The following is a 22,421-nucleotide window of genomic DNA, read 5'->3' on the forward strand; positions in this document are numbered from 1 at the left end:
AGGGCCGCTCAGCCCGCCCCGCTTCGCGGGGGCCGCGCAGTCCGGCCGCCCCGGAAGGGCCGCCCAGGCACGGCGCCGCCCACAACGGGCCGCTCAGCCCACCCCCGCCCACGAGAGCCGCCCAGCCCGGCCTCCCCGCGAGAGGAGGCTGGAGCGCGCCGTCGGCACCGGGCAACCCCCTCGCCGATGTCGGCGAAAATTCTTTGAACCGCCTCCGCCGGGGGTCCGTGTAGTGGGTATCAAGCAGCCGCACCGAGCGGCGGGAAAACCCCAACGGACACAAGGAGAACTTCCATGCTTCGCACGCGCATCGCCGTCTCCGTCGCCGCGGCGGCAGCCGGGCTGGCAGTGCTCACCGCTTGCTCGGGTGCCGAGACTGCCCAGCCCGTTGTCGCTCCTGCGGCGGCCGGTGGCACCGGTGGCGGTCAGGCCGCCAACGGCCAGGTCGGGAACGCCGCTCCGGCGTCGAACGAAAGCAAACTGGTCGTCGCGGACGTCGCCGATCTCGGGCAGGTGCTCACCGACCAGAACGGCATGACCCTCTACCGGTTCGACAAAGACACCGCGAAGCCGCCGAAGTCCAACTGCGACGGTGACTGCGCCAAGGCCTGGCCGCCGGCACTGGCCACCGGGGACGTCCAAGTCCAAGGGGTCGACAAGGCACTGGTCGGCAAGGTGACCCGCTCCGACGGGACCGAGCAGATCACCGTCGGCGGGTGGGCGCTCTACCGCTACGCCAAGGACACCAAGCCCGGCGACGCGACCGGCCAGGGCGTCGGCGGCGCCTGGTACGCGGCGAACGCCAAGGGCGGCAAGGCCGGGCAGGCCGCCGCGGCTGGTTCCGAGGCCGGGGCCGTCAAGCTCAGCGCCAGCAACATCGACGGCCTCGGTGAGGCGATCGTCGACCAGAACGGCATGACGCTCTACCTGTTCACGAAGGACACCAAGAAGAAGGCCTCCGCCTGCAACGGCGACTGCGCCAAGACCTGGCCGCCGGTCCTGTCGAAGGGCAAGGTCGAACTGCAGGGCATCGACTCGAAGCTGCTCGGCAGCATCAAGCGCCAGGACGGCACCGAGCAGGTCACCGTCGGCGGCTGGCCGGTCTACACCTTCTCGAAGGACCTGAAGCCGGGCGACGCGAACGGCATGGGCGTCAACGGCACCTGGTTCGTCATCGAGCCCAACGGCTGCAAGGTCGGTACCACTCCCAGCACTGCCGCCAACCAGGCTCCGGCGGCCAACAGCAACACTGGGAGCAGCAACGACACCTCCGGTGGCACCGGCACCACCTACTGAACCTCCTAGTGGGCGAGGCCCGGCGGACGCTCCTCGCGAGCGACCTCCGGGCCTCGCTCCTTGTGGTCACGACGCAGGAACGACCGGCGGCGCGGTTCGTCGGTGCGGTCGGTGGTGCGGTCGACGACGTCCGTGCGGCGGTCGCGGGCGGCGACGTCCGAGCGGTCGATGACCTCGGTGCGCTGCTCGGCGACGACCGGCTCGTCGGCCGTCTCGTCCTCGGGCAGCAGGATGGTGCGGCGGGCCGGCAGGACCGCGATCAGCAGGCCGAGCGCGGCGACGCCGAGGTGCAGCCACGTGTCGGCGGGGCCGAGGTCCATCGGGTTGCCGGCGTTGGCGAACGGGTTGGTCGAAATGAGGCCGTCGATCATCAGGCCCCACACGAACAGCAGGCCGTAGCCGATGAACAGCAGCCAGCCGAACGTCCGCGCCCGGCCCGAGCCGAACGCCAGCAGCAGGCCGACGACCCCGGTCACGACGCGGACCAGGCTCATCAGCGGGTTCCCGGAGAACCGCCAGAACCCGGCGTCGTGGTGCCCGGCGAAGTCGCCGAAGCCGGTCCTTGAGAATCCGATGATGCCGACGACGAGGAACGCGAGCCCGGCCAGTCCGGCCAGCACCTGCGCCGGCTGCAGGCCTCGGACCCGGATGCGTGCGCCTTTCGCGTGAACCATGACTCCAGTCCTTCCCAGCGGGTGGTGACAACCGTCACCGCGCTGAGGTACCCCGCGACCACGGGGAGCGAAACGATGGTGCTTGCCCGCAGCACCGGTTCGCGTTCCCGATCCGGGCCCCCTTCGAGACCTATCCCACAAACCGCCCCCGATCGGCGAACAGCGCGCGGCCTTCCCGGCAATCCAGGTCATGCGCAAGCTGAGCGGGATCTTCCTGGTGGGGCTGTGCCTGGGGGCGATCGGCGCGGTGGTGGTCACGGCGGGGCACAGCACCGCCGCGGCACCCCGGCCGATCGCGGTCACCGAGATCGCCGCGACGACGTCCGCGGCGCCGGCACCCACGCCGGCCCCGGCACCCAAGACCGAGCCGAAGCCGACGCCCAAGGCCGCACCGGCCGAGGTGGACGCCGCCGAGCTGGACAAGGTCGTGCGCGACGGCACCGTCAGCGCCGTGGTCTTCGACCGGGACAGCGGCAAGACGACCGTCTCCGTGCGCCCGGACCGCGGGTACACCTCCGCGTCGGTCGTGAAGCTGCTGATCGCGCTTTCCGTGCTCGACCGCGGCGGCCCGGTGGCGGACGTGCAGCGGATGCTCTCCCGCAGCGACGACGACCTCGCGAGCCAGTTCTGGTCGGGCTACGGCGGACCGGCGATCGTCACGCGCTGGGCGACGAAGCTGGGCCTCACCGGCACCCGCCCGCCGGCGGACCCAGGCCGCTGGGGCGACACGCGCATCACCGCGGCGGACGTCGTGAAGATCTACCAGTACCTGCTGGACCGCAAGGTGACCGCGGTGCTGAACGCACTGGGCAACGCGACCGAGCGCGGGTCCGACGGCTTCCGCCAGTACTTCGGCATCCCGGACGCCGCCAAGGGGCAGGACTGGCTGGTCAAGCAGGGCTGGTCGTGCTGCCGTCCGACGCGGACGCTGCACACCACGGGCGTGGTCGGCCACCTCATCGTGGTGGTGCTGTCCGAGTACCCCGCCAAAGTGGACTACGCGACCGGGTCGAGGCGGGTCACCGAGGTCGTCTCGAAGCTGCTCGGCTGACCCGGCTCACTGGTCGGTGTCCGCCAGCGCCCCCGGCGCACCGCTCCGCGGCAGCGGCCACGGCTGGACCCCGCCGGTGGTGTCGACCTGGCGGCCCACCGGCGCCGGCGGCGTCGTGTGCGCCCCGATCCAGCTCAGGATCTCGGGGATCTGGGACTTGAAGGTGTTCATGTTGTGGCCCGCGTCCGGCACCCGCCACGACTGGAAGCGGACCGGCGGCCGGACGCCGGCGCGGATCAGCTCGGCGGCCGCGCCCTCGAACTTCTCGTTCTCGCCCCAGATCGCGAGGATGTCCACCGGGGAGGGGTGCAGGCGGACCGTGATCCCGACGTTGTTGGCGTCGTCGACGTCCTGCCTGCCCTTGTAGAGGTTCTCGGTCTCGGCGTCCATCTGCGCGCGGTCGTAGCCGCTGACGCTGACCGCCTGGCCGTACCACTGCGGGTGGCGGGTCACCAGGTTCATCGCGCAGTAGCCGCCGGACGACCAGCCGGCGAAGGTCCAGGCCTTGCGGTCCGCGGCCACGCCCAGCTTCTGCAGCGCCCACTCGCGCAGGTCCGCCGTCAGGTACGTGTCGTTCGCCGTGCCGTTGACCTCGTCGACGCACTCGGTGTCGTGACCGATCTTCGGGACACCCGTCGGGTCCGGCATGATCACGACCACCGGGGGCAGCACGCGCTTGGCGATCGCCGCGTCGAGCTGTTGCGGGAGCTTGTAGCCGTCGGTGACGACCTCGGGCCCGGACGGGTAGTTCGGGATCCACTCGACGGCCGGGAACTTCAGGTTCTTGTACGCCGGGTCGAAGTACTGCGGCGGGAGGTACACCGTCACGTCACGGGTGAGCTTGGTGCGCCGGCCGGTCACCTTCATGTGGGCGACGGTTCCCTTGCCCTCCTTGGCGTGCGCCGCCCCGACTTCCCGCACCACGTCGAGGTTTTCGCCGTTGGCGCTCGACTCCGCGTCGATGCTGTCGGCCGCGTAGACGCCGGTGCCGAGCAGCGAGCCGAGCGTCGGGAAGAACCCGCCGATCAGGTTGCCGGCCAGTCCGGTGGTGACGACGATGGAGACGACCGCGCAGAGGATCGTGAAGGTGCGCCACAGCAGCTTCCGCTTCCACCGGTCCCAGAACAACGGGATCGCGATGATCGCCAGCAGCGTCACCGCGATCACGATGGCCATCGTGATCGGTGAATCGAGCCGGATGCGGCTGAGGTGCATGGAACGGTCCTTCCGGGCGGGCAACGCATGCGCACCCGGACCCCCCGGGACTCGCGTATATATCACGTTTGACCCGGCTTGCACGTTGCGGACCTGTGAGTTGGCTCATAGGCCCGCAACGTGCGGCGCACTCAGCGTTTTCTCAACTACTTCGCCAGCGCACGCGCGAGCACGGTGACGGCCTGGGTGATCGCGGCCTCGGCGGCGTGCGTCTCGCGGAGCGCGTTCACCATCACGAAGTCGTGGATGATCCCCTGGTACCGGACGGCGGTGACGGGCACGCCGGCCTGACGCAGCTTCGCCGCGTACGCCTCACCTTCGTCGCGAAGCACGTCGGCTTCGCCGGTGATCACCAGCGCCGGCGGCAGCCCGGCGAGCTCGTCGAGCGACGCGCGCAGCGGCGACGCCGTGATCTCCGCCCGCTGGGCGGGGTCGGTCGTGTACTGGTCCCAGAACCACTTCATGCCTTCGCGGCCGAGGAAGTAGCCCTCGGCAAACTTCAGGTACGACTCGGTGTCGAAGGAAGCGTCGGTGACCGGGTAGAAGAGCACCTGCTGCTTGAAGGTGACGTCGCCGCGCTGCTTGGCCAGGATGGTCAGCGCCGCGGTCATGTTGCCGCCGACGGAGTCGCCCGCGATCGCGATGCGCGAGGTGTCCAGCCCCTGCGAAGCGCCGTCCGTGGCGATCCACTTCGCGACCGCGTAGCTCTGCTCGATGGCGACCGGGTAGCGCGCCTCGGGCGAGCGGTCGTACTCGGGGAACACGACGGCCGCGCCGGCACCGGCGGCGAGCTCGCGCACCAGCCGCTGGTGGGTGTGGAAGTCGCCGAACACCCAGCCGGCGCCGTGGATGTAGAGGATCACCGGCAGCGGGCCTTCGACGCCGGCCGGCTTCACGATCCGGGTCTCGACCTCGCCGGTCGGGCCGCCCGGCACCTTGATGACCTCGATCGACGCGTCGGCCATGGCGACCTCGCCGTCCTGGACGCCGTCGACGGCCTTGCGGCCCTCTGCCGGCGGCAGCTGGAACAGGTACGGCGGCTGGTCGGTGGCCTCCGCGAACGCCTGCGCGGCCGGTTCGAGGGCCAGGTTGTGCGGGTTGGCGGTCATCTCGTCCTCCTCGGGGTGGAAGCTGATGTCACGAAGGTAGCTCGCAACTCAGTTGTGCACAACTAATTTGAGCTCAATGAGATGCAGGGCACTTAAGTTGCCACCCAGCCGGATGGCGAGGACCATCGACGGGTACGAGAAGAAGGAGGACGCCATGGCATCGCTGCGGCTGGACGACCAGCTCTGCTTCGGGCTGTACTCGGCGTCGCGCGCCGTGACGTCGCTGTACCGGGTCGTCCTCGAGGACCTCGATCTGACCTATCCCCAGTACCTCGTCATGCTGGCGCTCTGGGAGCGCGACCACCGCCTCGTCAAGGAGCTCGGCGCCGAGCTGAACCTCGACTCGGGCACGCTCTCGCCGCTGCTCAAGCGGCTGCAGACGGCAGGGCTGGTGACGCGGAACCGGCAGGCCGACGACGAGCGCTCGGTCCGCGTCAGCCTGACCGAGGCCGGCCGGGCCCTGCACGAGAAGGCGCGCGGCATCCCCGACGTGATCGGTGCCGCGATGAACCTGGACGAAGCCGGGCTCGCCCGGATGCGCGCCGAACTGGACCGGTTGACGGAGTCGGTCAACGCCTATCGGGAGGCGCTGTCCCCCGCGTGAGAAGTTCACGTGGCAGCATGGGCCACGGAGGGGTGGCCATGATCAACCACGACGACGCGCTCAAGGCCGTCGAAAGCAGTCTCGACCGGCCGTCGGCCGCGCGGATCTACGACTACTTCATCGGCGGGAACACCCACTACGCGATCGATCGCGACTTCGCCGAGAAGGTCCGCGCCCGGCTGCCGCTGATGGGTGACTACTGCCTGACCAGCCGTCAGTTCCTGGGCCGGGCGGTCCGGCAGTGCGTGCGGGAGGGCATCCGGCAATTCGTCGACGTCGGCTCCGGCCTCCCGACGGCTGGCAACGTGCACGAGGTCGCCGACGACGCCCGCCCCGAACTGGACACGCGCGTGCTCTACATCGACAACGAGCCCATCGCGCTGGCCCACTCGACGCTGCTGCTGGCCGACACCGCCGACCCGGACCGCCACCACGCCATCGCCGCGGACTTCCTGCAGCCGGACGATCTCTGGGAGCGGGTGAAGGCCTCGGCGATCATCGACGTCCGCCGTCCGGTCGCCCTGGTGATCAACGCGGTCATGCACTTCGTCAAGGACGAGCAGAACCCGGACCAGCTGCTCGAGTACTACCGCAGCCGGCTGGCGCCCGGGTCGCTGCTGGTGCTGTCGCAGATGACCAACGAGAACCCGGTGAACGAGGACGAGCGGCAGGCGCTGCTCGACCTGCTCGAGTACTACGAGACCACGACCAACCCGGGTTTCCTGCGCACGATGGCCGAGTTCGAACGCTTCTTCGGCGGCTGGCCGCTGCTGGAGCCGGGGCTGGTCTACGCCCCGGCGTGGCACCCGGACGAGCGCACGGTGTTCGCCGCCTCCCCGTCCGAGTCGCGGGTCATCGGCGGTGTCGCGCGCAAGCCCTAAGAGGCTTCGCGCACATCTTCGAGCACGTCGAGAACGGCGCTCTTGCCGAGTTCGACGGCTTTGCGCAGCACTTCCGGGTCGCGTTCCAGCACCGCCACGTCCGGCGCACCTGCCGGCGGCCGGATGCTCAGGATTCGCGGGTCCGACGCCAGGGTTTCCTCGTCTTCGACGTCTCGGCGGTAGGTGTCCTGCCAGGCCGGGATGGCGCCGGGGGCTTGGCGGCGCAGGAATCGCGGCACGACGACGTCGTGCACCCGCGGCGGCCGGACCGGCAGCTCGTCGGCGCGGCGGGTGCGCAGCACCAGGACGTCGGTCGCGCCCTGGGCGAGTGCGGTGCGGTACGGGATGGGCTCGGCCACGCCGGCGTCGACGAAGCGGCGGCCCGCCATCGGGATCGGGGGTCCGGCCAGTACCGGCATGCAGGACGACGCGGCGAGGGCGACCTTGATCGCGTCGACGTCGTCGAGGAAGGGGTGCAGGTCGGTGGACTCGCCGGTGTCGGCGTCGGTGGCCAGGGGGTGGAACGTCACCGGGTTGGCCAGGATGGCCGGGAAGTCCATCGGTTCCAGGACCGAGTAGACCTGGTGGACGAGGTATTCGAGGTCGATCACCGCGCGGCCGCGCAGGGTGTGGAGCGGGTTGATGATGCGACGCATGACGACCGGGTTCCACCAGGTCCGGACGCCGGTGGAGGACCGGCCGCAGAGCAGCCAGGCGCCGTTCAGCGCGCCGGCCGACGAGCCGTAGACGGCGTCGAACGCGGGGGTGACGCCGAGTTCGTCCAGGGCCAGGACCATGCCGCTGGAGTAGGTGCCGCGGCTGCTGCCGCCCTCGATCGCGAGCGCGAGCCGCCTGTCGTCGGTGCGTTCGCCCGGGACACTGCCCGCCGCCATCCGTTCGGAGATCAGTTCGAGTACCGGGTGCACTCCTCCCATCCTGGTCTTTTCCCGGACGAAGTCGACCCGTTTTGCCTGACCCAGGGGGGTGAAGTGATGCGCGCCTCGTTGCACTGCAACTCGTTGCATAGCACCCTTCGACCATGGCACTGGAGCACGCGATCCTCGTCTCGCTGTCCGAGCGCGCCGGTTCGGGCTACGAGCTGACGCGCCGGTTCGAGAAGTCGATCGGGCTCTTCTGGAGCGCCACCCACCAGCAGATCTACCGCGTGCTGAAGCGGATGGAGGAGGCCGGCTGGGTGGCGGTCGACGTCGTCGCGCAGTCGGGTCGGCCGGACAAGAAGGTCTACACGGTCGGCGACGGCGGCCGGGCCGAGCTCGTCCGCTGGCTGGCCGAGCCGGATCCGACCGCCGGGCCGGTCGAGCTGGCCGTGAAGATCCGCGGCGCCACCTTCGGCGATCCGGCGAAGGTGGCCGAGGAGATCGTCCGGCACCGCGCGCGGCACGCCGAACGCCTCGACGTCTACCGCCAGATCGAGAAGCGCGACTTCCCCGCGCCGGCCGCGCTGACCGGCCGGCACCTGCACCAGTACCTGGTCCTGCGCGGCGGCATCCGCGTCGAAGAGGGCCAGGTCGAGTGGTTCGACGAAGTGCTCGCCGCCCTCCGACCGAAGGACGCCCGATGAGCCCGTACCCGCACCTGCTCTCGCCGCTCGACCTCGGCTTCACGACGCTGCGCAACCGCGTCCTGATGGGGTCGATGCACACGGGCCTCGAAGACAAGGCCGCGCACTTCCCCGCGCTGGCCGAGTACTACGCCGAACGCGCCCGCGGCGGCGTCGGCCTGATCGTCACCGGCGGCTTCGCGCCGAACCGCACCGGCTGGCTGCTGCCGCTCGCCTCGAAGCTGACGACGTCCGCGGAGGCGAAAGAACACCGGAAGCTGACCGCGCCGGTGCACGAGGCAGGCGGCAAGATCGCGCTGCAGGTCCTGCACGCGGGCCGGTACGCCTACCACCCGCTGAGCGTGTCGGCGTCGAGCATCAAGGCGCCGATCAACCCGTTCCGCCCGCGCGGCCTCACGGACCACGGCGTCCGCAAGCAGATCGACGCCTTCGCGAAATGTGCCGCTCTCGCGCGCGAAGCGGGTTACGACGGCGTCGAGATCATGGGCTCCGAGGGCTACCTGATCAACCAGTTCCTGGCCGAGCGCACCAACAAGCGCACCGACGCCTGGGGCGGCACGCCGGAGAAGCGCCGCCGGTTCGCCGTCGAGATCGTCAAGCGCACCAGGCAGAAGGTCGGCGACGACTTCATCATCATCTACCGGCTCTCCATGCTCGACCTCGTCCCGGGCGGCCAGCGCTGGGAGGGCGTCGTCGCGCTCGCGCAGGAGGTCGAGGCGGCCGGTGCCACGATCATCAACACCGGGATCGGCTGGCACGAGGCCCGGGTGCCGACGATCGTCACGTCGGTGCCGCGCGCCGCCTTCACCTGGGTGACCGGGAAGCTCAAGCCGCACGTCACCATCCCGGTCGTCACGTCGAACCGGATCAACATGCCGCAGGTGGCCGAGGAAGCGCTGAGCAGCGGCGACGCCGACCTCGTGTCGATGGCCCGGCCGTTCCTCGCCGACCCCGAGTGGATCCGCAAGGCCGAGGCCGGCCGCGAGGACGAGATCAACACCTGCATCGCCTGCAACCAGGCCTGTCTGGACCACGCCTTCAAGCGCAAGCTCGTGTCCTGCATGGTCAACCCGCGCGCCGGCCACGAGACGACCCTGACGCTTTCGCCGACGCGGCGGTCGAAGCACGTCGCGGTCGTCGGGGCCGGGCCCGCGGGCCTTTCCGCGGCGACCGCACTGGCCGAACGCGGGCACAGCGTCGAGCTCTTCGAAGCCGACGACGAGATCGGCGGCCAGTTCGGCATCGCGCGGAAGATCCCCGGCAAGGAGGAGTTCGCCGAGACCATCCGCTACTACCGACGGCGCCTGGAGGTGACCGGGGTGAAGCTGCACCTCGGGAAGCGCGCGTCCGCGGCCGAGCTCACCGCGTTCGACGAGGTCGTGCTGGCCACCGGCGTAGCTCCGCGCGTGCCGTCGCTGCCCGGGATCGACCACCCGAAGGTGCTTTCCTACGTCGACGTCGTCAAGCACGGCAAGCCGGTCGGCGAACGGGTCGCGGTGATCGGGGCCGGCGGCATCGGAGTCGACGTCAGCGAGTTCCTCACGCACGCGGCGTCGCCGGCGCTGGATCGGGCCGCCTGGATGGCCGAATGGGGTGTCACCGACCCGGAACTGGCCGCGGGCGGCCTCGCCACGCCGCAGCCCGAGCCGTCGCCGCGGCAGGTGTTCCTGTTGCAGCGCAAGAAGTCCGGCATCGGCGCCGGGCTCGGCAAGACGTCCGGCTGGGTGCACCGGGCCGCGCTCGAGGCCAAGCGCGTCGAACAGCTCACCGGCGTCACCTACGAGCGGATCGACGACGACGGCCTGCACCTCACCGTCGACGGCGAGCCGCGGGTGCTCGACGTCGACACGGTGGTCGTCTGCGCGGGGCAGGAGCCGGTGCGCGACCTCGCCGACGAGCTGCGCGCGGCCGGGCTGCCGGTGCACCTGATCGGCGGGGCCGACGTCGCCGCGGAACTCGACGCGAAACGCGCGATCGACCAGGGAACGAGGCTCGCCGCCGCGCTGTAGCCCGTAACCCGTCCGGCACTGGCAGGATGGGGCCCGTGCGAGACGTATGCGTGATCGGGCTCGGGCTGATCGGCGGGTCACTGCTGCGCGCGGCGGCCGCCAGCGGCCGCACGGCGTGGGGTGCCGCGGTATCCGAAGTGGACGCCGACGCGGCCAGCAGAGCGGGCTACGACGTCACGACCGACGTCGAAGCGGCCCTGCACCGGGCCGCGGCCGAAGACGCGATGGTCGTGCTCGCCGTGCCGCTGCCTGCCGTCGAAGACCTGCTGCGGCTGGTCAACCAGCACGCGTCGCACTGCCTGCTCACCGACGTGACCAGCGTGAAAGCGCCGGTGCTGGACGCGGTCCGGCGTCGCGTGCCGTACACGCGGTACGTCGGCGGGCACCCGATGGCGGGGACGTCGAGCTCCGGCTGGCTGGCCGGGGACGCCGCACTGTTCCGGGGTGCGGCGTGGGTGGTCGCCGTCGAAGAGGACACCGACCTCGAAGCCTGGGCCGAGGTGGCGAAGCTGGTGCTGGACATCGGGGCGCACGTCGTCCCGCTGCCCGCGGAGTCGCACGACGAAGCCGTCGCCCGGATCTCGCACCTGCCGCACCTGTTCGCGGCGATCCTGGCCACGATCGGCGCCGAGGGCGGCCCGCTGGCGATGTCGCTGGCCGCCGGGTCCTACCGCGACGGCACGCGCGTCGCCGGCTCGAACCCGCAGCTGGTCCGCGCGATGACCGAGGGCAACCGGGACGCGCTGCTGCCGATCGTCGACGAGGCACTCGGCCGGCTCGGCGCGGCGCGCGGTTCGCTGGCGTCCACCGGCGGGCTAGCGGCCACCATCAACGCCGGGTACGAAGGCGCGCAGGCGCTCGCGGCCAACCTCGACGTCGAACGCGCCGGGGTCCGGATCAGCCTGGCCGCGCCGGACGCGCGGCAAGGCCTGATCGCCCTCGGGGAACGCGGCGGCCGGATCACCGGCCTTTCGGACGGGATCGCGACCGGCGAGGTCCAGTAGGAGCTACCGGTCCGGCGTGTCGTCGAACTTGTTGAGGAAGTCCTTCGCCTTCTCGACACCGGTGTCGATCTGGCTGTCGTGGCCGCTGAACTTCGACTTCGCGAAGTCGGCGGCCTTGTCGAGGCCTTCCTCGATCTTGTCGTTGTGCTCGCGCAGGGCCTCTTCGGCCTTGCCCTTCAACGCTTCGAAGTCGATTCCCATGGGTGCATTGAACCGCACGAACGTCACGAACGCCTGGGGTAGGGCAGGAACCGCCGGAGCGGGCCCGGCGGCGTGCGTTCGGCCAGGTCGGGGCCCCGGACGGCGTCGAACGCCGACTCCAGCTGGTCGACAACGCCGGACAGCTGCGGCGCGTCCGGCAGCGGCACCGGCCGCGGCTCCCGCTGCTCCCGGACGGCCGCCGCGAGTTCCCCCAGCGCGGCCGTGAGCAGCTCGACGTCGGCCGGGTCCGGCGGCGGCACCCCGCGCCCGATCGTCACGCCGACCTCGGTGACGGCGTCCGCGACCCGTTCCTGCGCGGCGATCACCGGCCACCAGGCCACCGCCTGCCTGCCGTGCGCGGACGGCTCGACGACCGCCTGCTGGAACGCCGTCCGCAGGTCGGCCAGGGCCCGGTAGGCCCCGCGCCGCGCCCGCGACCGCGTCAGCCGCGCCTCCCCCGAAGACGCCTCGACCAGCGCGCGGGAGACGTACGTCGCGACCGCGTCCAGGGCGTCGGCCAGCCGGCCGCCCACCCGCGGGCGCCGGCTGCCCGGCCACAGCAGGTAGCCGAAGACGAGCACGATCACGCAGCCCAGCACGGTGTCGACCAGCCGCGCCAGCACCACGCTCCAGTTCCCGGTGTGAGCCAGGCCCATCTGCAGGATGATCAACGGCGTCACGAAGGCGCTCTGGATGCCGTAGTTGCGCACCTTCCCCACCGCGATGCCGCCGGCGAAGACCGCGCTGAGCACCACCAGCACCCAGCCGTTCGCGCCGAGGCCGAGCACCGCGGCGCCGATCCCGACGCCGATGACCGTGCCGATCCCGCGCAGCAGCGCGCGGCCGAACACGGACCCGAAGTCGGGCTTGAGCACGATCCCGACGGTCAGGGTGATCCAGTACGACCGCTCCAGCGGCACGAGCAGGCCGACGACCTCGGCGATCGCGACGCACAACGTCAGGCGCAGCGCGGCGATCCAGGTCAGCGGTCCGGACGCGAGCGAGCCCGCCCACGCCCGCAGGCGGCGGTGCCACGGTGTCGGCTCCCGGCGCTTGCGGTCGTCGCCCTTGCCGATCCGGACCAGGCCGGCGTAGAGCGCGGCGAGGACCGGGTCGGGGTCACCCGGCGGCGCGGGCGGCGGGGGCGGCAGCGGCTGGCCGGCCAGCACCGACGCCGAGAGCGCGACGAAGTGGTCGACGACCTCGCGGGCCGGGCGGCGGCCGGCGTTGACCATCGCCACCGACGCCTCGACCGCGGGGGTCGTCGCCGAGAGCAGGTTGAGCAGGTGCCGGTAGGCGGCGTCGCGGCCGGAGAGCCAGGAGCGAGCGGTGAGCAGCTGGTCGTAGGCGGTGTTCATGGCCGTGGTCAGCCGGTGGCGGGCCACCCGCGAGACGGCTTCGTCGGTCGCCGACAGCATCGCGGCCAGCTCGACGTAGACGTGCGCCACGGCGGTGCGTTCGGGACTGGTCGCCCGGACCGTCCAGGTGGCGAGCGCGACCAGCAGGCTCCACGCGGCGCCGAGGCAGAAGCAGCCGAACAGGATCTCGACGCGGACGCCGGTCGCGTGCTGCCCGGTGGCGAGCACGCAGAACACGAGCATCTGCAGCCCGGCGACCGAGGCGTTGCTGCCGGCCGCGCTGATCACCGCGGACACGGCGGCGACCAGGATCACCGCGGGCACGGACAGCGCCGGCGTGCCGCCGGTGAGCAGCCCGACGAGGTAACCCGCGGTCGCGGCGAGCGTCGCCCCGCCGAGGCGGCGGGCGCGGTAGCGGTAGGGCCCGGCCGATTCGGACAGCACGGCGGGCAGGGCGCCGGTCGAGATGAGCGCGCCGACGGCGATGTCGCCGGCCGCGTACGCGATCCCCAGCGGCACGGCCAGCGCGACCACGGCCCTGGCGACCATGTTCCACGGGATCGGCACCGGCGTGCTGCGCAGGAGCTGGACCAGCCAGTGCGGCGCGGCGAGGTCGGGGCGCGGCGTGCTCACCCCCTCATCTTGACCTACGCTCCCGAACACGATTAATTATCAACCTGTCAACAACGCGGGAGGTACCGGCGGGTAGGAAGTACTCGTACGAGGTCAACCGCACGAGCACCGCGTCGCCGGAGGCCCTGTTCGCGCTCGAAGCGGACGGGCCGCGCTGGGCGGAGTGGGGAAAGCCACTGATCGTCCAAGCCCGCTGGGCGCGGCCCGGCACCGGTGAGCCGGAGGGCGTCGGCGCGGTCCGGGAAGTCGGCCTGTGGCCGGTGCTGATCCGCGAGGAGACCCTCGAGTACGAGCCCGGCCGCAAGCACGTCTACACCTTCGCGGCCGGCAAGCCGCTCAAGGACTACCGCGCCGAAGTGCTCTTCACGCCGGCCCCCGGCGGCGGCACGCACCTGCGGTGGACGGGGTCGTTCACCGAGCCGGTGCGCGGCAGCGGACCGGTCCTGGCGGCGACGCTCCGGGCCACGATCCGGCTCTTCTCCGCGAAGCTGGTCAAGGCGGCCGAAACCGGGCGCTGACCTGGGTGGTTCCGGTCACGGAAGATCGTCCGGCGCAACTTTTCCCCGCCTCCCCGCGTCACCCTTTCGAGCAGTACACGAAAGGGGGAAAGCGTGAGGAAGCGCTTGACAGCCGTGGTGGCCGCGGCGGCACTCGCACTGACCGCGTGCTCGGGCCACGACACGGACCAGCGGGAGCCCGGCACCAGCCAGCCGAACCCGGCGCCCCAGGCCGCCCCCGACGTGCAGACGTCCGGGCCGTACCCGTTCGGCACGGTCCAGCAGAAGGCGCCCGCGATCGAGAACGGCCAGGTCCCGGTGATCCGCCGGATCACCACCGACAAGCCGTACGTGTTCCTCACCATGGACGACGGCGCCGTGCAGGACCCCGACGCGCTGAAGCTGATGCAGCAGAACGGCACCCACCCGGTGCTGTTCCTGAACCAGAAGTACGTCAAGGGCCACGAGGCCTACTTCAGGCAGATCCTCGACGCCACCGGGGCCACGCTCGGCGACCACACGGTCGACCACCCGAACCTCAAGGGCAAGCCGTACGAGTTCCAGCGCAAGGAGATCTGCGACGACGCCGACGACTTCGCCAAGAGCCTCGGCGTCCGCCCGTCGCTGTTCCGCCCGCCGTTCGGCAACTACGACCAGAACACGCTGAAAGCGGCGGCGGCGTGCGGCATGCGCGCGTCGGTGCTGTGGACGGCCGCGGTCAACGACGGCGTCGTGCAGTTCCAGTCCGGCGACAAGCTCAAGCCGGGTGACATCGTGCTGATGCACTTCCGGAAGACCTTCAAAGAGGACTACACGGCGTTCGTGGAGCGGGCCGAGAAGGACGGGCTGACTCCCGTCCCCCTGGCCGACTTCCTGGGTTAGAGCACCACCGTCGGCGTCACGACCGTCCGGCGGCACGAGACGTCACCGAGGTGCACGAGGATCTGCGTCGTCCCGCGCGGGACGTTGTCCAGCACGAACCGGCCGCCTTCGTCCGCCGTGGTCGACGTCGTCCCGTGCTCGGCCACCCGCACCTCGACGCCGTACTGGCCGGCCGGGACCAGCCAGCCGTCGATCCGGTGCAGCTTGCCCATCTTGGTCAGGTTGATCATCACCGTCAGGTCGCTGACGGTGAACGTGATCGTGCCCGTGCCGCCGCCGCGGACGCCGGCGAGGTTGTCCAGGCGCTCCCAGCGGGCGACCTCGACGTCGAGGTCTTCGAGGGCGAGCGCGAATTGGACCCGCTGCACCAGGTCACCCGGTGGCGGGTCCAGCTCGTCGAGGAAACGGCCGACATCGGCCAGCAGTACGTCGTCGCCGTAGGAGGATTGGCCCCCCGGCGCCCCGAGGTTGTTCATCGGCTTCCCCCTTCACTGGCGAGGAGATCGCGCATCTGGTCGAGGCAGCGACCCCTGGTCGGGCCGACACTGCCACGCGGCATGCGCAGCGCCTCGGCGACGAGCTGGTACTCCGCGCGGCCCGCGAGCACGGTCAGCCGGAGCAGTTCCTGACAGCGGTGGGGCAGCCGGACGAAGGCGCGCCAGACCCGGCGGTCGCGGTCGGCGCGGACGGCTTCGTCCTCGGGTGCCGGTTGGGTGCTCGGCATGGCTTCGGCCACCTCGTCGCTCAGCGGCACCGGCTGCATGCGGCGGCCGAACGGGTGGGTGGCTTCGCGGCGGGTGGTGGTGATCAGCCAGGCGGCGAGGGCCTTCGGGTCGCGGAGCTTGCCGAGCTGGCTGAACAGCGCCAGCCAGACGGTCTGGACGACGTCCTCGGCGACCGCGCGGTCGAGCCCGTTGGCCCGGGCGACGTGCCAGACGAGCGGGGTCAGCTCTTCGACGAGGCGGGCCATCGCCCGGCGGTCACCGTCCCTGGCGGCCTGCATGCAGGCAGCGTGCAGCTCGGCGCCGGTCAGGCCCTCCCACGGCGGATCTACCTCTGTGGTTTGCACGTCGGTCACCGTATCTGCCCCTCTTCGGAAGAGTCTTCGAGTCGGCGTTGGCAGTATCGCGGGTCCTTCGGGGGGAAGGAGCGTGCAGGTGGATCTCGGATACATCAAGGTCACTTACTTCGTCGGTCGTGCACTACCGGTCAGTGGCAAGTCGGTGAGGTACCGGCCGGCGCGCGTGGACTCGCACCGGCCGGCACTCCCCTCCCTCAAGGACCCGCTCCCCAACGGGCCCCGCCGGATGTCCCCTCCCCCGAAGGGCACCCGGCCGACGGTGTCCGGCAGCCCCCTCGGCTCCCGGTCACCGCGTTCAATCCGAACGCGACACCCCCTGTCGTGTTCCTCCGTGCTTGGCTGCTCCACAGGACGCAGTGGGGGCGCCGCCAGATACACGAACCGGCGACTTTTTTGAAGATCTACGGAGAGCGGCTAACTGATCACCACGCGTGCCAGCGTCCCGGCCCACCGCGCGTAGCCCGCCGGGCCCGGGTGGAACCGGTCGCTCGCGAACGCGGCCGGGTCGAGCAGCGCGGGATCCATCGGGACGTGCCGGACGCCGGGGAGCTTGCCGAGCGTCGCGGCCGCGCGGTCGAGAGCGGTGGAGCGGGCCGAAAGGACGTCACGCAGCGGCCGCGGCAACGCGGGGAAGCGGGACATCGGCGGCACGCCGGCCAGGAGAACCTCGACCGGACCCAGCCGGTCGCGCACGTCGAGCACCAGGCGCAGCAGGTCGCGGCGGTAGGCCGGAGCCGTCCGGAGCTCGATGGTGTCGTTGACGCCGAGGGCGATCACGACCAGGTCGGCCGGGCGGAGCAGCGGGACGAGCTCGGCGCGGGCCACCCGGGCGTTGGCGCCGGTCCGGCCGGCCGCCTGCCAGCGCACCGCCCGGCCGTCGCGGGCCAGCTCGCGGGCGAGGCAGCCGGTGAGCGCTTCCTCGTGGTCCGCCGCGCCGACGCCGTCCACCGTGGATTCGCCGAGGACGGCGAGCCGGAAGGGCTCGCCCTCGCCCGGGACGAGTCCGTCCGTCGGTCCCGCCGCGCCCGGGAGCCGCGGGGTCTTGCGTTTGACGTAGAGAGCCTGGGCGAGGAGCACCATGCCGGAATTAGAACAGGGGCGCGAAGCGCCTCCGTTGAGGGCGGTGGCGGGGAGGAAGGCGGAGGCTAGCCGTGGGCGATGGAGACCTTCCGCCTGATCAGCGTGGGGTCGGCCACGGCGTCGAGCAGGTACGCGGCGACGTCGGCGCGGCGGATGGTGAACGTGCGGACGTTCCCGTCGAGCCGGCTCGCGACCTTGCCCGTGCGCGGGCCGTTCAGCAGCATCGGCGGCCGGACGATCGTCCAGTCCAGGTCGCTCGCCGCCACCACGGCCTCCATCGCGAGCATGTCCGCCCAGCCGTGCTTCAGCACCCGGCTGAGCAGCGGCTTGACGAGCGAGCGGGTGAAGAAGCCGTCTCCTTCGGTGTGCATGCCGCTGGCGCTGACGACGAGCAGGCGTTTCGCCCCGGCTTCGATCGCCGCGCGGGCGCCGTCCACGCAGACGGTGGTCGGCCCGCGATCCCGGGAGCCGACGGCCGAGATCACCGCGTCACGGCCCTCGACAGCAGCCGCCAGCTTGTCGCGGTCGGTGAAGCCGGCGACCACGACTTCGGCGGGCAGCTGCAGCTTGGCCGGGTCGCGGACGACGGCCGTGACGTGCCAGCCGCGGTCGAGTGCCTGCCCGACGACCTCGCGGCCGACGCCGCCGGTGGCTCCCAGCACGGTGATCCTCATGGTTTCCTCCTCGGTTAGTGAACACTCACCAGGTAGGGTGAGTGTTCACTAACCAGGCTGAGAACGCACTCAGGGAGCCGCCATGGGAAGCCGCGAAGAGATCGTCGCCGCGGCCGCGAAGGTGATGCGCGAGCAGGGCTACGCCCACGCGACGACGAAGGTCATCGCGCAGACCGCGGGTTACTCGGAGGCGATGCTCTACAAGCACTTCCGCGACAAGACCGACCTGTTCCGCAGCGTGCTGGCCGAGGAACTGCCCGCGCTGGGCGCCACCCTCGCCGAGCTGACCGCCGACCCCGGGCGGGCGCCGCTGCGGGACAACCTCGTCCGCGTGGCCCGCCTCGGCCTGGCGTTCTACGTCGACAGCTTCCCGATCGCCGTCTCGATGTTCTCGTCACGGGAACTGCTGCGCTCCCACCGGGAACGGTTGCGCGGACACGGCCCGCACACGCCGCTGAAGGGTGTCACGGACTACCTGCGCGCCGAGCGGGAGCTGGGCCGGATCAAGGCGGAAACCGACGTCGAAGCGGCGGCGGCCCTGCTGCTGGGGGCGTGCTTCCAGCAGGCGTTCCTGGCCACGTTCGAAGAGAGCGAGCCCACCGACCACGCCGAGCGGCTCGCGGACGTCCTGCTCGCCGGGCTCTAGGCGTTCTTCTCCTCGCGGAGCTTGTGCCAGCGCTCGTACATGCCGTTGAGCTCCTGGAGCATGAACGACAGGAAGTCCCGCATCTCGGCCAGCCGCTTGCCCGATGCGGTGTCCTCGCCGAGGGCCTCGATGCCGCTCTCGGCCGCGTCGCGCCACATGATGATCATGCGGTCGCGCTTGAGGAAGGTGGCGTACCAGAGGTCGTCGTAGAGGCGGTAGTGGTCGCGGCGCTCGCCGGGCTCCCGCTCCTTGGCCACCAAGCCGATCTGCTCGAGCCAGCGCACCGCGCCGGAGACCGCGGCGGGGCTGACCGACAGCTGCGAGGCCAGCTCGGCGGCGGTCAGCCTGCCCTCGTCGGTGGTCATCAGCGCGGCGAACACCCTGGCGGGCATGCGCTGCATGCCGATCTGCGAAAGCACGAGCCCGAGGCTCTCGACGTACCGGCGGACGGCGTCTTCATCTCGCTTCGTGTCAGGCGTCGTCATCGGCCCATCCTTTCGCACCCGACCCCCATGATCACTCGATCTAGACATTTTCTTAACTTCACAACTTCGTGAAGCAAGTGTAGCTTCCGAACCATGGAAAACGCCATTTCGGTCATCGACCTGCACAAGTCGTTCGGCCGGACGAAGGCCCTCGACGGCCTCGACCTGCAGGTGCCCGCTGGGGAGGTGCACGGCTTCCTCGGCCCGAACGGCGCCGGGAAGTCGACGACCGTCCGGGTCCTGCTCGGCCTGCTCCACGCGGATTCGGGGGACGTCCGGCTGCTCGGCGGCGATCCCTGGAAGGACGCCGCGAGCCTGCACCGCCGCCTGGCCTACGTGCCCGGCGACGTCAACCTCTGGCCCAACCTCTCCGGCGGCGAGGTGATCGACCTGCTCGGGCGCCTGCGCGGCGGCCTCGACGAGAAGCGCCGCGCCGACCTGATCGAGCGGTTCGACCTCGACCCGAAGAAGAAGGGGCGGACGTACTCGAAGGGCAACCGGCAGAAGGTCGCCATCGTCGCGGCGCTGGCCTCGCGGGTCGACCTGCTGATCCTCGACGAGCCGACGTCCGGCCTCGACCCGCTGATGGAGGCGACGTTCCAGTACGCCATCCAGGAGGAGCGCGAGCAGGGCCGCACGGTGCTGCTCTCCAGCCACATCCTCGCCGAGGTCGAGGCGCTGTGCGACAAGGTCAGCATCATCCGCAACGGCAAGACGGTCGAGTCCGGCACCCTCGCCGAGCTGCGGCACCTGACCCGGACGTCGATCACCGCCGAGCTCGCCGGGCCGCCGAACGGGCTCACGAAGCTGGCGAACATCCACGACCTCAAGGTCGACGGCAACCGCGTCCGCTTCGACGTCGAAACGCGCTCGCTCGACGAAGCCCTGCGGCAGCTGACCGAGGTCGGCGTCCGCAGCCTGGTCAGCCAGCCGCCGACGCTGGAGGAACTCTTCCTGCGCCACTACACGACCGAAGCGGGCGCGAAATGACCGCGACGCTGGACCGCCCGGCCGTGGTGGCGCCTGCCCACGAGCTGGCGGGCACCTGGCACCTCACCCGGCTCGCGCTGCGCCGCGACCGGGTGATCCTGCCGATCTGGATCGTGCTGCTCAGCGTCGTCCCGGCGAGCTCGGTCAACACGTTCACGCAGTTCTACCCGACCGTCGCCGACCGGCTCGCCCTGCAGGCGGGCGCCAGCGCCAACCCGTCCTACGCGCTGCTCTACGGCCCGCCGTTCGACCTGACCACGGCCGGCGGGTTCATCGCCTGGCGCATGTGCGGGTTCCTGGCCCTGCTCACCGGGCTGATGGTGGTCTTCACGGTCACCCGGCACACCCGCGCCGAGGAGGACACCGGGCGCGCCGAACTGCTCGGCTCCGCGGTGGTCGGGCGGTACGCGGCGCTGACGGCCGCGCTGCTGGTGGCCGGCGGCGCGAGCGTGCTGACCGGGCTGGTCCAGGCGGTCACGCTGATCGGCGCCGGCCTGCCCGCCGCCGGCTCGGTCGCCTTCGGCGCGTCGGAAGCACTGGTGGGCCTGGTCTTCACCGGAGTCGCGGCGATCGCCGTCCAGCTGGCCGAATACTCCCGGACGGCCAACGGCATCGGCACCGCCGTGGTCGGCGCCGCCTTCCTGCTGCGCGGCGCCGGGGACTCCACTGTGGACGCTCGCTGGCTGTCCTGGCTGTCGCCGATCGGCTGGGTGCAGCAGATCAGGGCGTTCGCCGGGGAACGCTGGTGGGTGCTCGTGCTGCCGGCGGCACTGGCGCTGGTCGCCGGCGCGGCGGGCTACTGGCTGCTGCCCCGCCGCGACGTCGGCGTCGGGATCCTGCCGCCGCGGCCGGGCCCGGCGCGGGCCGCGGCGGGCCTGCGCACGCCGCTCGCGCTCGCCTGGCGGCTGCACCGGGGACCGCTGCTCGGCTGGATCATCGGCACGGCGGTGGTCGGCGCGGTGTTCGGCTCGATCGCCAGCGGCATCGGCGGGCTCGTCGGGTCGAGCCCGCAGGCGCAGCAGATCTTCGAACGGCTGGGCGGCAGCCACGCGCTGACGCAGGCGTTCCTCGCCGCGATGGCCGGGATGTTCGCCATGGTGGCGTCGCTGTACGGCGTCCAGGCGGTGCTGCGGATGCGCGGCGAGGAGACCGCGCTCCGGCTCGAGCCGGTGCTGGCCACCAGTGTCGGCAGGCTGCGCTGGGCGGGCAGCCACCTGGTGTTCGCCTTCTTCGGCACGGCGGCGCTGCTGCTGTCCGGCGGGGTGTTCATGGGGCTGGCCAACGGGCTGCGCACCGGCGACGTCGGCGGCTCGCTCGCGGACACCCTCGCCGGGATGCTGGTCCAGCTGCCCGCGGCCTGGGTGGTGGTCGCGCTGGCGGTGGCGATCTTCGGGCTGCTGCCGGGCTTCTCGGCCGCGGCGTGGGCGATCGGGGCGCTGGCCCTGCTGGTGAGCCTGTTCGGCCCGATCGTCGACCTGCCGCAGGTGGTGCTGGACGTCTCGCCGTTCCAGCACCCGCCGAAGCTCCCGGGCCAGGAGTTCACCGCGACGCCGTTGGTCTGGCTGCTGGCGGTCACCGTCGTCGCGCTGGTCGCCGGCCTGGCCGGCTGGCGGCGCCGGGACGTCGGCTAACGCGCACGCAGCTCGTGGTCGCGACCGGCCACGAGCTGCGCCTGCGGGCCCGCCTTCCCGCAACCGGGGCCGTTCGGCTCGCTCATCGCCGGCGTGACCTCGATGGTGTGCGGCTTCCCGTCGTCGAACCGGACGGTGACTTCGACCGGCTCGGCGGGCAGGCCGGGGACGTCCGCGAAGCCGTGGAGCCCGCCGGTCGGGACCATCGACGTGCCGCACGAGCTGTCCGGGCCGGTGCCCGTGCAGGTCGTCGCGCCCGCCGACGTCTCGGGGTGGAGGCCGACGTCGCGGGTGACGCACTGGCCGCGCCAGCAGGCCTCGAGCGTCGCTTTCGAGATGCCGGCCGGCGCCGGGATCGACAGGCCGATGCCGATCGGGAACCCGATCGCCGTGCAGGCGATCTCCGGCCCGGTGCACCCGGCCGTCACGGCGGCGAACACGGCGATCCCCAGTACGTGGCGCATGCCGACCAGACGGGACCGGTGGCCGCCGGGTTGCACCGCCTCAGTCACGCCAGATCGAAGTCGGCGGGAAGGTCGGGGTCGGCGAGGTCGGCGTGGCCGAGGTGGTCGGCGGAACGGTGACCTCGACGACGCTGGTCGTGGTCGTGGGCGACGGCGTCTCGACCGAGGTGACGGTGGCCGGCGTCTCGACCGAGGTCACGGTGACGGGCACGGCGGAAACGGTCCTGGTCGGCGGCACGGTGATTTCGGCGGGGCGCGGCGCCGCGGGCCGTCCGGCCACCAGCAGGGCGGCCACCAGTAGTCCGGTGGCGAACCCCGCGAGCCCGGTGACCGCGGCGGAGCCCCAGGTAGGTCGGCCACTCATCCCGGGCACC

The 22,421-nt window shown here is 71.6% G+C and carries 25 protein-coding genes; 12 read left to right on the plus strand and 13 right to left on the minus strand.

All coding sequences use genetic code 11. The features are described from left to right. The first annotated feature begins 294 nt into the window (after nt 1-294). A complete protein-coding gene (locus HUT10_RS25795) occupies nt 295-1,296 on the plus strand; it encodes an SCO0930 family lipoprotein (protein WP_176173564.1) in 1,002 nt (333 codons plus the stop codon). Between the two features lie 5 nt (nt 1,297-1,301). Here the strand turns inward: HUT10_RS25795 and HUT10_RS25800 are convergent, their stop codons facing one another. Further along, nucleotides 1,302-1,970 carry a DUF4383 domain-containing protein gene (locus tag HUT10_RS25800; RefSeq protein WP_176173565.1) on the minus strand — a complete coding sequence of 223 codons (669 nt, stop codon included), beginning with the start codon at nt 1,968-1,970 and terminating at the stop codon, nt 1,302-1,304. A 190-nt stretch (nt 1,971-2,160) separates the two neighbouring features. Here HUT10_RS25800 and HUT10_RS25805 point away from each other — a divergent pair, with 190 nt between their 5' ends. Further along, entirely contained in the window at nt 2,161-3,021 is an 861-nt protein-coding gene (locus HUT10_RS25805) for a hypothetical protein (RefSeq protein ID WP_176173566.1), read from the plus strand. A 6-nt stretch (nt 3,022-3,027) separates the two neighbouring features. Here HUT10_RS25805 and HUT10_RS25810 read toward each other — a convergent pair whose 3' ends face one another. Both HUT10_RS25810 and HUT10_RS25815 read right to left on the minus strand, forming a co-directional pair. Then, complete coding sequence (locus tag HUT10_RS25810; protein ID WP_176173567.1) at nt 3,028-4,236, minus strand: esterase family protein; 1,209 nt, start codon at nt 4,234-4,236, stop codon at nt 3,028-3,030. Between the two features lie 146 nt (nt 4,237-4,382). Beyond that, the gene (locus HUT10_RS25815; RefSeq protein WP_176173568.1) at nt 4,383-5,345 is read right to left on the minus strand and encodes an alpha/beta hydrolase; all 963 of its coding nucleotides are present in this window, start codon (nt 5,343-5,345) and stop codon (nt 4,383-4,385) included. A 154-nt stretch (nt 5,346-5,499) separates the two neighbouring features. On the opposite strand from HUT10_RS25815, the gene HUT10_RS25820 reads away from it, so the two are divergent. Both HUT10_RS25820 and HUT10_RS25825 read left to right on the plus strand, forming a co-directional pair. Then, on the plus strand, nt 5,500-5,949 hold the full coding sequence (locus HUT10_RS25820; RefSeq protein ID WP_176178003.1) for a MarR family winged helix-turn-helix transcriptional regulator: 450 nt from the start codon (nt 5,500-5,502) through the stop codon (nt 5,947-5,949). Nucleotides 5,950-5,987: 38 nt separating this feature from the next. Continuing rightward, nucleotides 5,988-6,830: an SAM-dependent methyltransferase gene (locus tag HUT10_RS25825; RefSeq protein WP_176173569.1), complete on the plus strand. Its 843-nt coding sequence runs from the start codon at nt 5,988-5,990 to the stop codon at nt 6,828-6,830. Here HUT10_RS25825 and HUT10_RS25830 read toward each other — a convergent pair. Beyond that, nucleotides 6,827-7,765, minus strand: coding sequence for a patatin family protein (locus HUT10_RS25830; RefSeq protein WP_254897034.1), 939 nt, complete (start codon nt 7,763-7,765; stop codon nt 6,827-6,829). The two genes, HUT10_RS25825 and HUT10_RS25830, sit on opposite strands and share 4 nt — an antisense overlap. A 104-nt stretch (nt 7,766-7,869) precedes the next feature. Here HUT10_RS25830 and HUT10_RS25835 point away from each other — a divergent pair, with 104 nt between their 5' ends. From HUT10_RS25835 to HUT10_RS25845, 3 genes are read left to right on the plus strand one after another with little or no spacing between them, the layout of a single operon-like run. Beyond that, nucleotides 7,870-8,412 carry a PadR family transcriptional regulator gene (locus HUT10_RS25835; RefSeq protein ID WP_176173571.1) on the plus strand — a complete coding sequence of 181 codons (543 nt, stop codon included), beginning with the start codon at nt 7,870-7,872 and terminating at the stop codon, nt 8,410-8,412. Next, a complete protein-coding gene (locus HUT10_RS25840; RefSeq protein WP_176173572.1) occupies nt 8,409-10,421 on the plus strand; it encodes an NADPH-dependent 2,4-dienoyl-CoA reductase in 2,013 nt (670 codons plus the stop codon). Before HUT10_RS25835 ends, HUT10_RS25840 begins: the two co-directional genes overlap by 4 nt. Before the next feature lie 50 nt (nt 10,422-10,471). After that, a complete protein-coding gene (locus tag HUT10_RS25845) occupies nt 10,472-11,425 on the plus strand; it encodes a prephenate dehydrogenase (RefSeq protein WP_176178004.1) in 954 nt (317 codons plus the stop codon). A gap of 3 nt (nt 11,426-11,428) precedes the next feature. On the opposite strand, the gene HUT10_RS25850 is transcribed toward HUT10_RS25845, so the two are convergent. Both HUT10_RS25850 and HUT10_RS25855 read right to left on the minus strand, forming a co-directional pair. Further along, nucleotides 11,429-11,626, minus strand: a complete 198-nt coding sequence (locus HUT10_RS25850) for an antitoxin (RefSeq protein WP_176173573.1) — start codon at nt 11,624-11,626, stop codon at nt 11,429-11,431. A gap of 23 nt (nt 11,627-11,649) precedes the next feature. Further along, the gene (locus HUT10_RS25855; protein WP_176173574.1) at nt 11,650-13,617 is read right to left on the minus strand and encodes an FUSC family protein; all 1,968 of its coding nucleotides are present in this window, start codon (nt 13,615-13,617) and stop codon (nt 11,650-11,652) included. A gap of 44 nt (nt 13,618-13,661) precedes the next feature. Between HUT10_RS25855 and HUT10_RS25860 the strand changes: the two genes are divergently transcribed. Together HUT10_RS25860 and HUT10_RS25865 are read left to right on the plus strand one after the other, a co-directional pair. Next, nucleotides 13,662-14,135, plus strand: coding sequence for an SRPBCC family protein (locus tag HUT10_RS25860; RefSeq protein WP_176178005.1), 474 nt, complete (start codon nt 13,662-13,664; stop codon nt 14,133-14,135). Between the two features lie 114 nt (nt 14,136-14,249). Next, entirely contained in the window at nt 14,250-14,996 is a 747-nt protein-coding gene (locus tag HUT10_RS25865) for a polysaccharide deacetylase family protein (RefSeq protein WP_176178006.1), read from the plus strand. On the opposite strand, the gene HUT10_RS25870 is transcribed toward HUT10_RS25865, so the two are convergent. From HUT10_RS25870 to HUT10_RS25885, 4 genes are all read right to left on the minus strand, one after another. Next, nucleotides 14,993-15,472: a carboxypeptidase regulatory-like domain-containing protein gene (locus HUT10_RS25870; protein ID WP_176173575.1), complete on the minus strand. Its 480-nt coding sequence runs from the start codon at nt 15,470-15,472 to the stop codon at nt 14,993-14,995. The genes HUT10_RS25865 and HUT10_RS25870 overlap by 4 nt on opposite strands. Next, the gene (locus HUT10_RS25875) at nt 15,469-16,074 is read right to left on the minus strand and encodes an RNA polymerase sigma factor (RefSeq protein WP_176173576.1); all 606 of its coding nucleotides are present in this window, start codon (nt 16,072-16,074) and stop codon (nt 15,469-15,471) included. Before HUT10_RS25875 ends, HUT10_RS25870 begins: the two co-directional genes overlap by 4 nt. A gap of 417 nt (nt 16,075-16,491) precedes the next feature. Further along, entirely contained in the window at nt 16,492-17,157 is a 666-nt protein-coding gene (locus HUT10_RS25880; protein WP_176173577.1) for an SGNH/GDSL hydrolase family protein, read from the minus strand. A gap of 65 nt (nt 17,158-17,222) precedes the next feature. After that, nucleotides 17,223-17,831 carry an NAD(P)-dependent oxidoreductase gene (locus HUT10_RS25885; RefSeq protein ID WP_176173578.1) on the minus strand — a complete coding sequence of 203 codons (609 nt, stop codon included), beginning with the start codon at nt 17,829-17,831 and terminating at the stop codon, nt 17,223-17,225. Between the two features lie 82 nt (nt 17,832-17,913). Here HUT10_RS25885 and HUT10_RS25890 point away from each other — a divergent pair, with 82 nt between their 5' ends. Then, a complete protein-coding gene (locus HUT10_RS25890) occupies nt 17,914-18,477 on the plus strand; it encodes a TetR/AcrR family transcriptional regulator (protein ID WP_176173579.1) in 564 nt (187 codons plus the stop codon). On the opposite strand, the gene HUT10_RS25895 is transcribed toward HUT10_RS25890, so the two are convergent. Then, nucleotides 18,474-18,962: a GbsR/MarR family transcriptional regulator gene (locus HUT10_RS25895; RefSeq protein ID WP_176173580.1), complete on the minus strand. Its 489-nt coding sequence runs from the start codon at nt 18,960-18,962 to the stop codon at nt 18,474-18,476. The two genes, HUT10_RS25890 and HUT10_RS25895, sit on opposite strands and share 4 nt — an antisense overlap. Nucleotides 18,963-19,055: 93 nt before the next feature. On the opposite strand from HUT10_RS25895, the gene HUT10_RS25900 reads away from it, so the two are divergent. Together HUT10_RS25900 and HUT10_RS25905 are read left to right on the plus strand one after the other, a co-directional pair. Beyond that, nucleotides 19,056-19,952 carry an ABC transporter ATP-binding protein gene (locus HUT10_RS25900; protein WP_176173581.1) on the plus strand — a complete coding sequence of 299 codons (897 nt, stop codon included), beginning with the start codon at nt 19,056-19,058 and terminating at the stop codon, nt 19,950-19,952. Next, nucleotides 19,949-21,583: an ABC transporter permease gene (locus HUT10_RS25905; RefSeq protein ID WP_176173582.1), complete on the plus strand. Its 1,635-nt coding sequence runs from the start codon at nt 19,949-19,951 to the stop codon at nt 21,581-21,583. The genes HUT10_RS25900 and HUT10_RS25905 overlap by 4 nt, the downstream gene beginning before the upstream one ends. On the opposite strand, the gene HUT10_RS25910 is transcribed toward HUT10_RS25905, so the two are convergent. Both HUT10_RS25910 and HUT10_RS25915 read right to left on the minus strand, forming a co-directional pair. Next, nucleotides 21,580-22,047 (minus strand): hypothetical protein, encoded by a 468-nt coding sequence (locus tag HUT10_RS25910; protein WP_176173583.1) that lies wholly within the window; start codon nt 22,045-22,047, stop codon nt 21,580-21,582. The genes HUT10_RS25905 and HUT10_RS25910 overlap by 4 nt on opposite strands. Nucleotides 22,048-22,087: 40 nt before the next feature. Continuing rightward, nucleotides 22,088-22,411, minus strand: coding sequence for a hypothetical protein (locus HUT10_RS25915; protein ID WP_176173584.1), 324 nt, complete (start codon nt 22,409-22,411; stop codon nt 22,088-22,090). Nucleotides 22,412-22,421: the final 10 nt, after the last annotated feature.

It is taken from the genome of Amycolatopsis sp. Hca4, from assembly GCF_013364075.1.
GTDB lineage: Bacteria > Actinomycetota > Actinomycetes > Mycobacteriales > Pseudonocardiaceae > Amycolatopsis.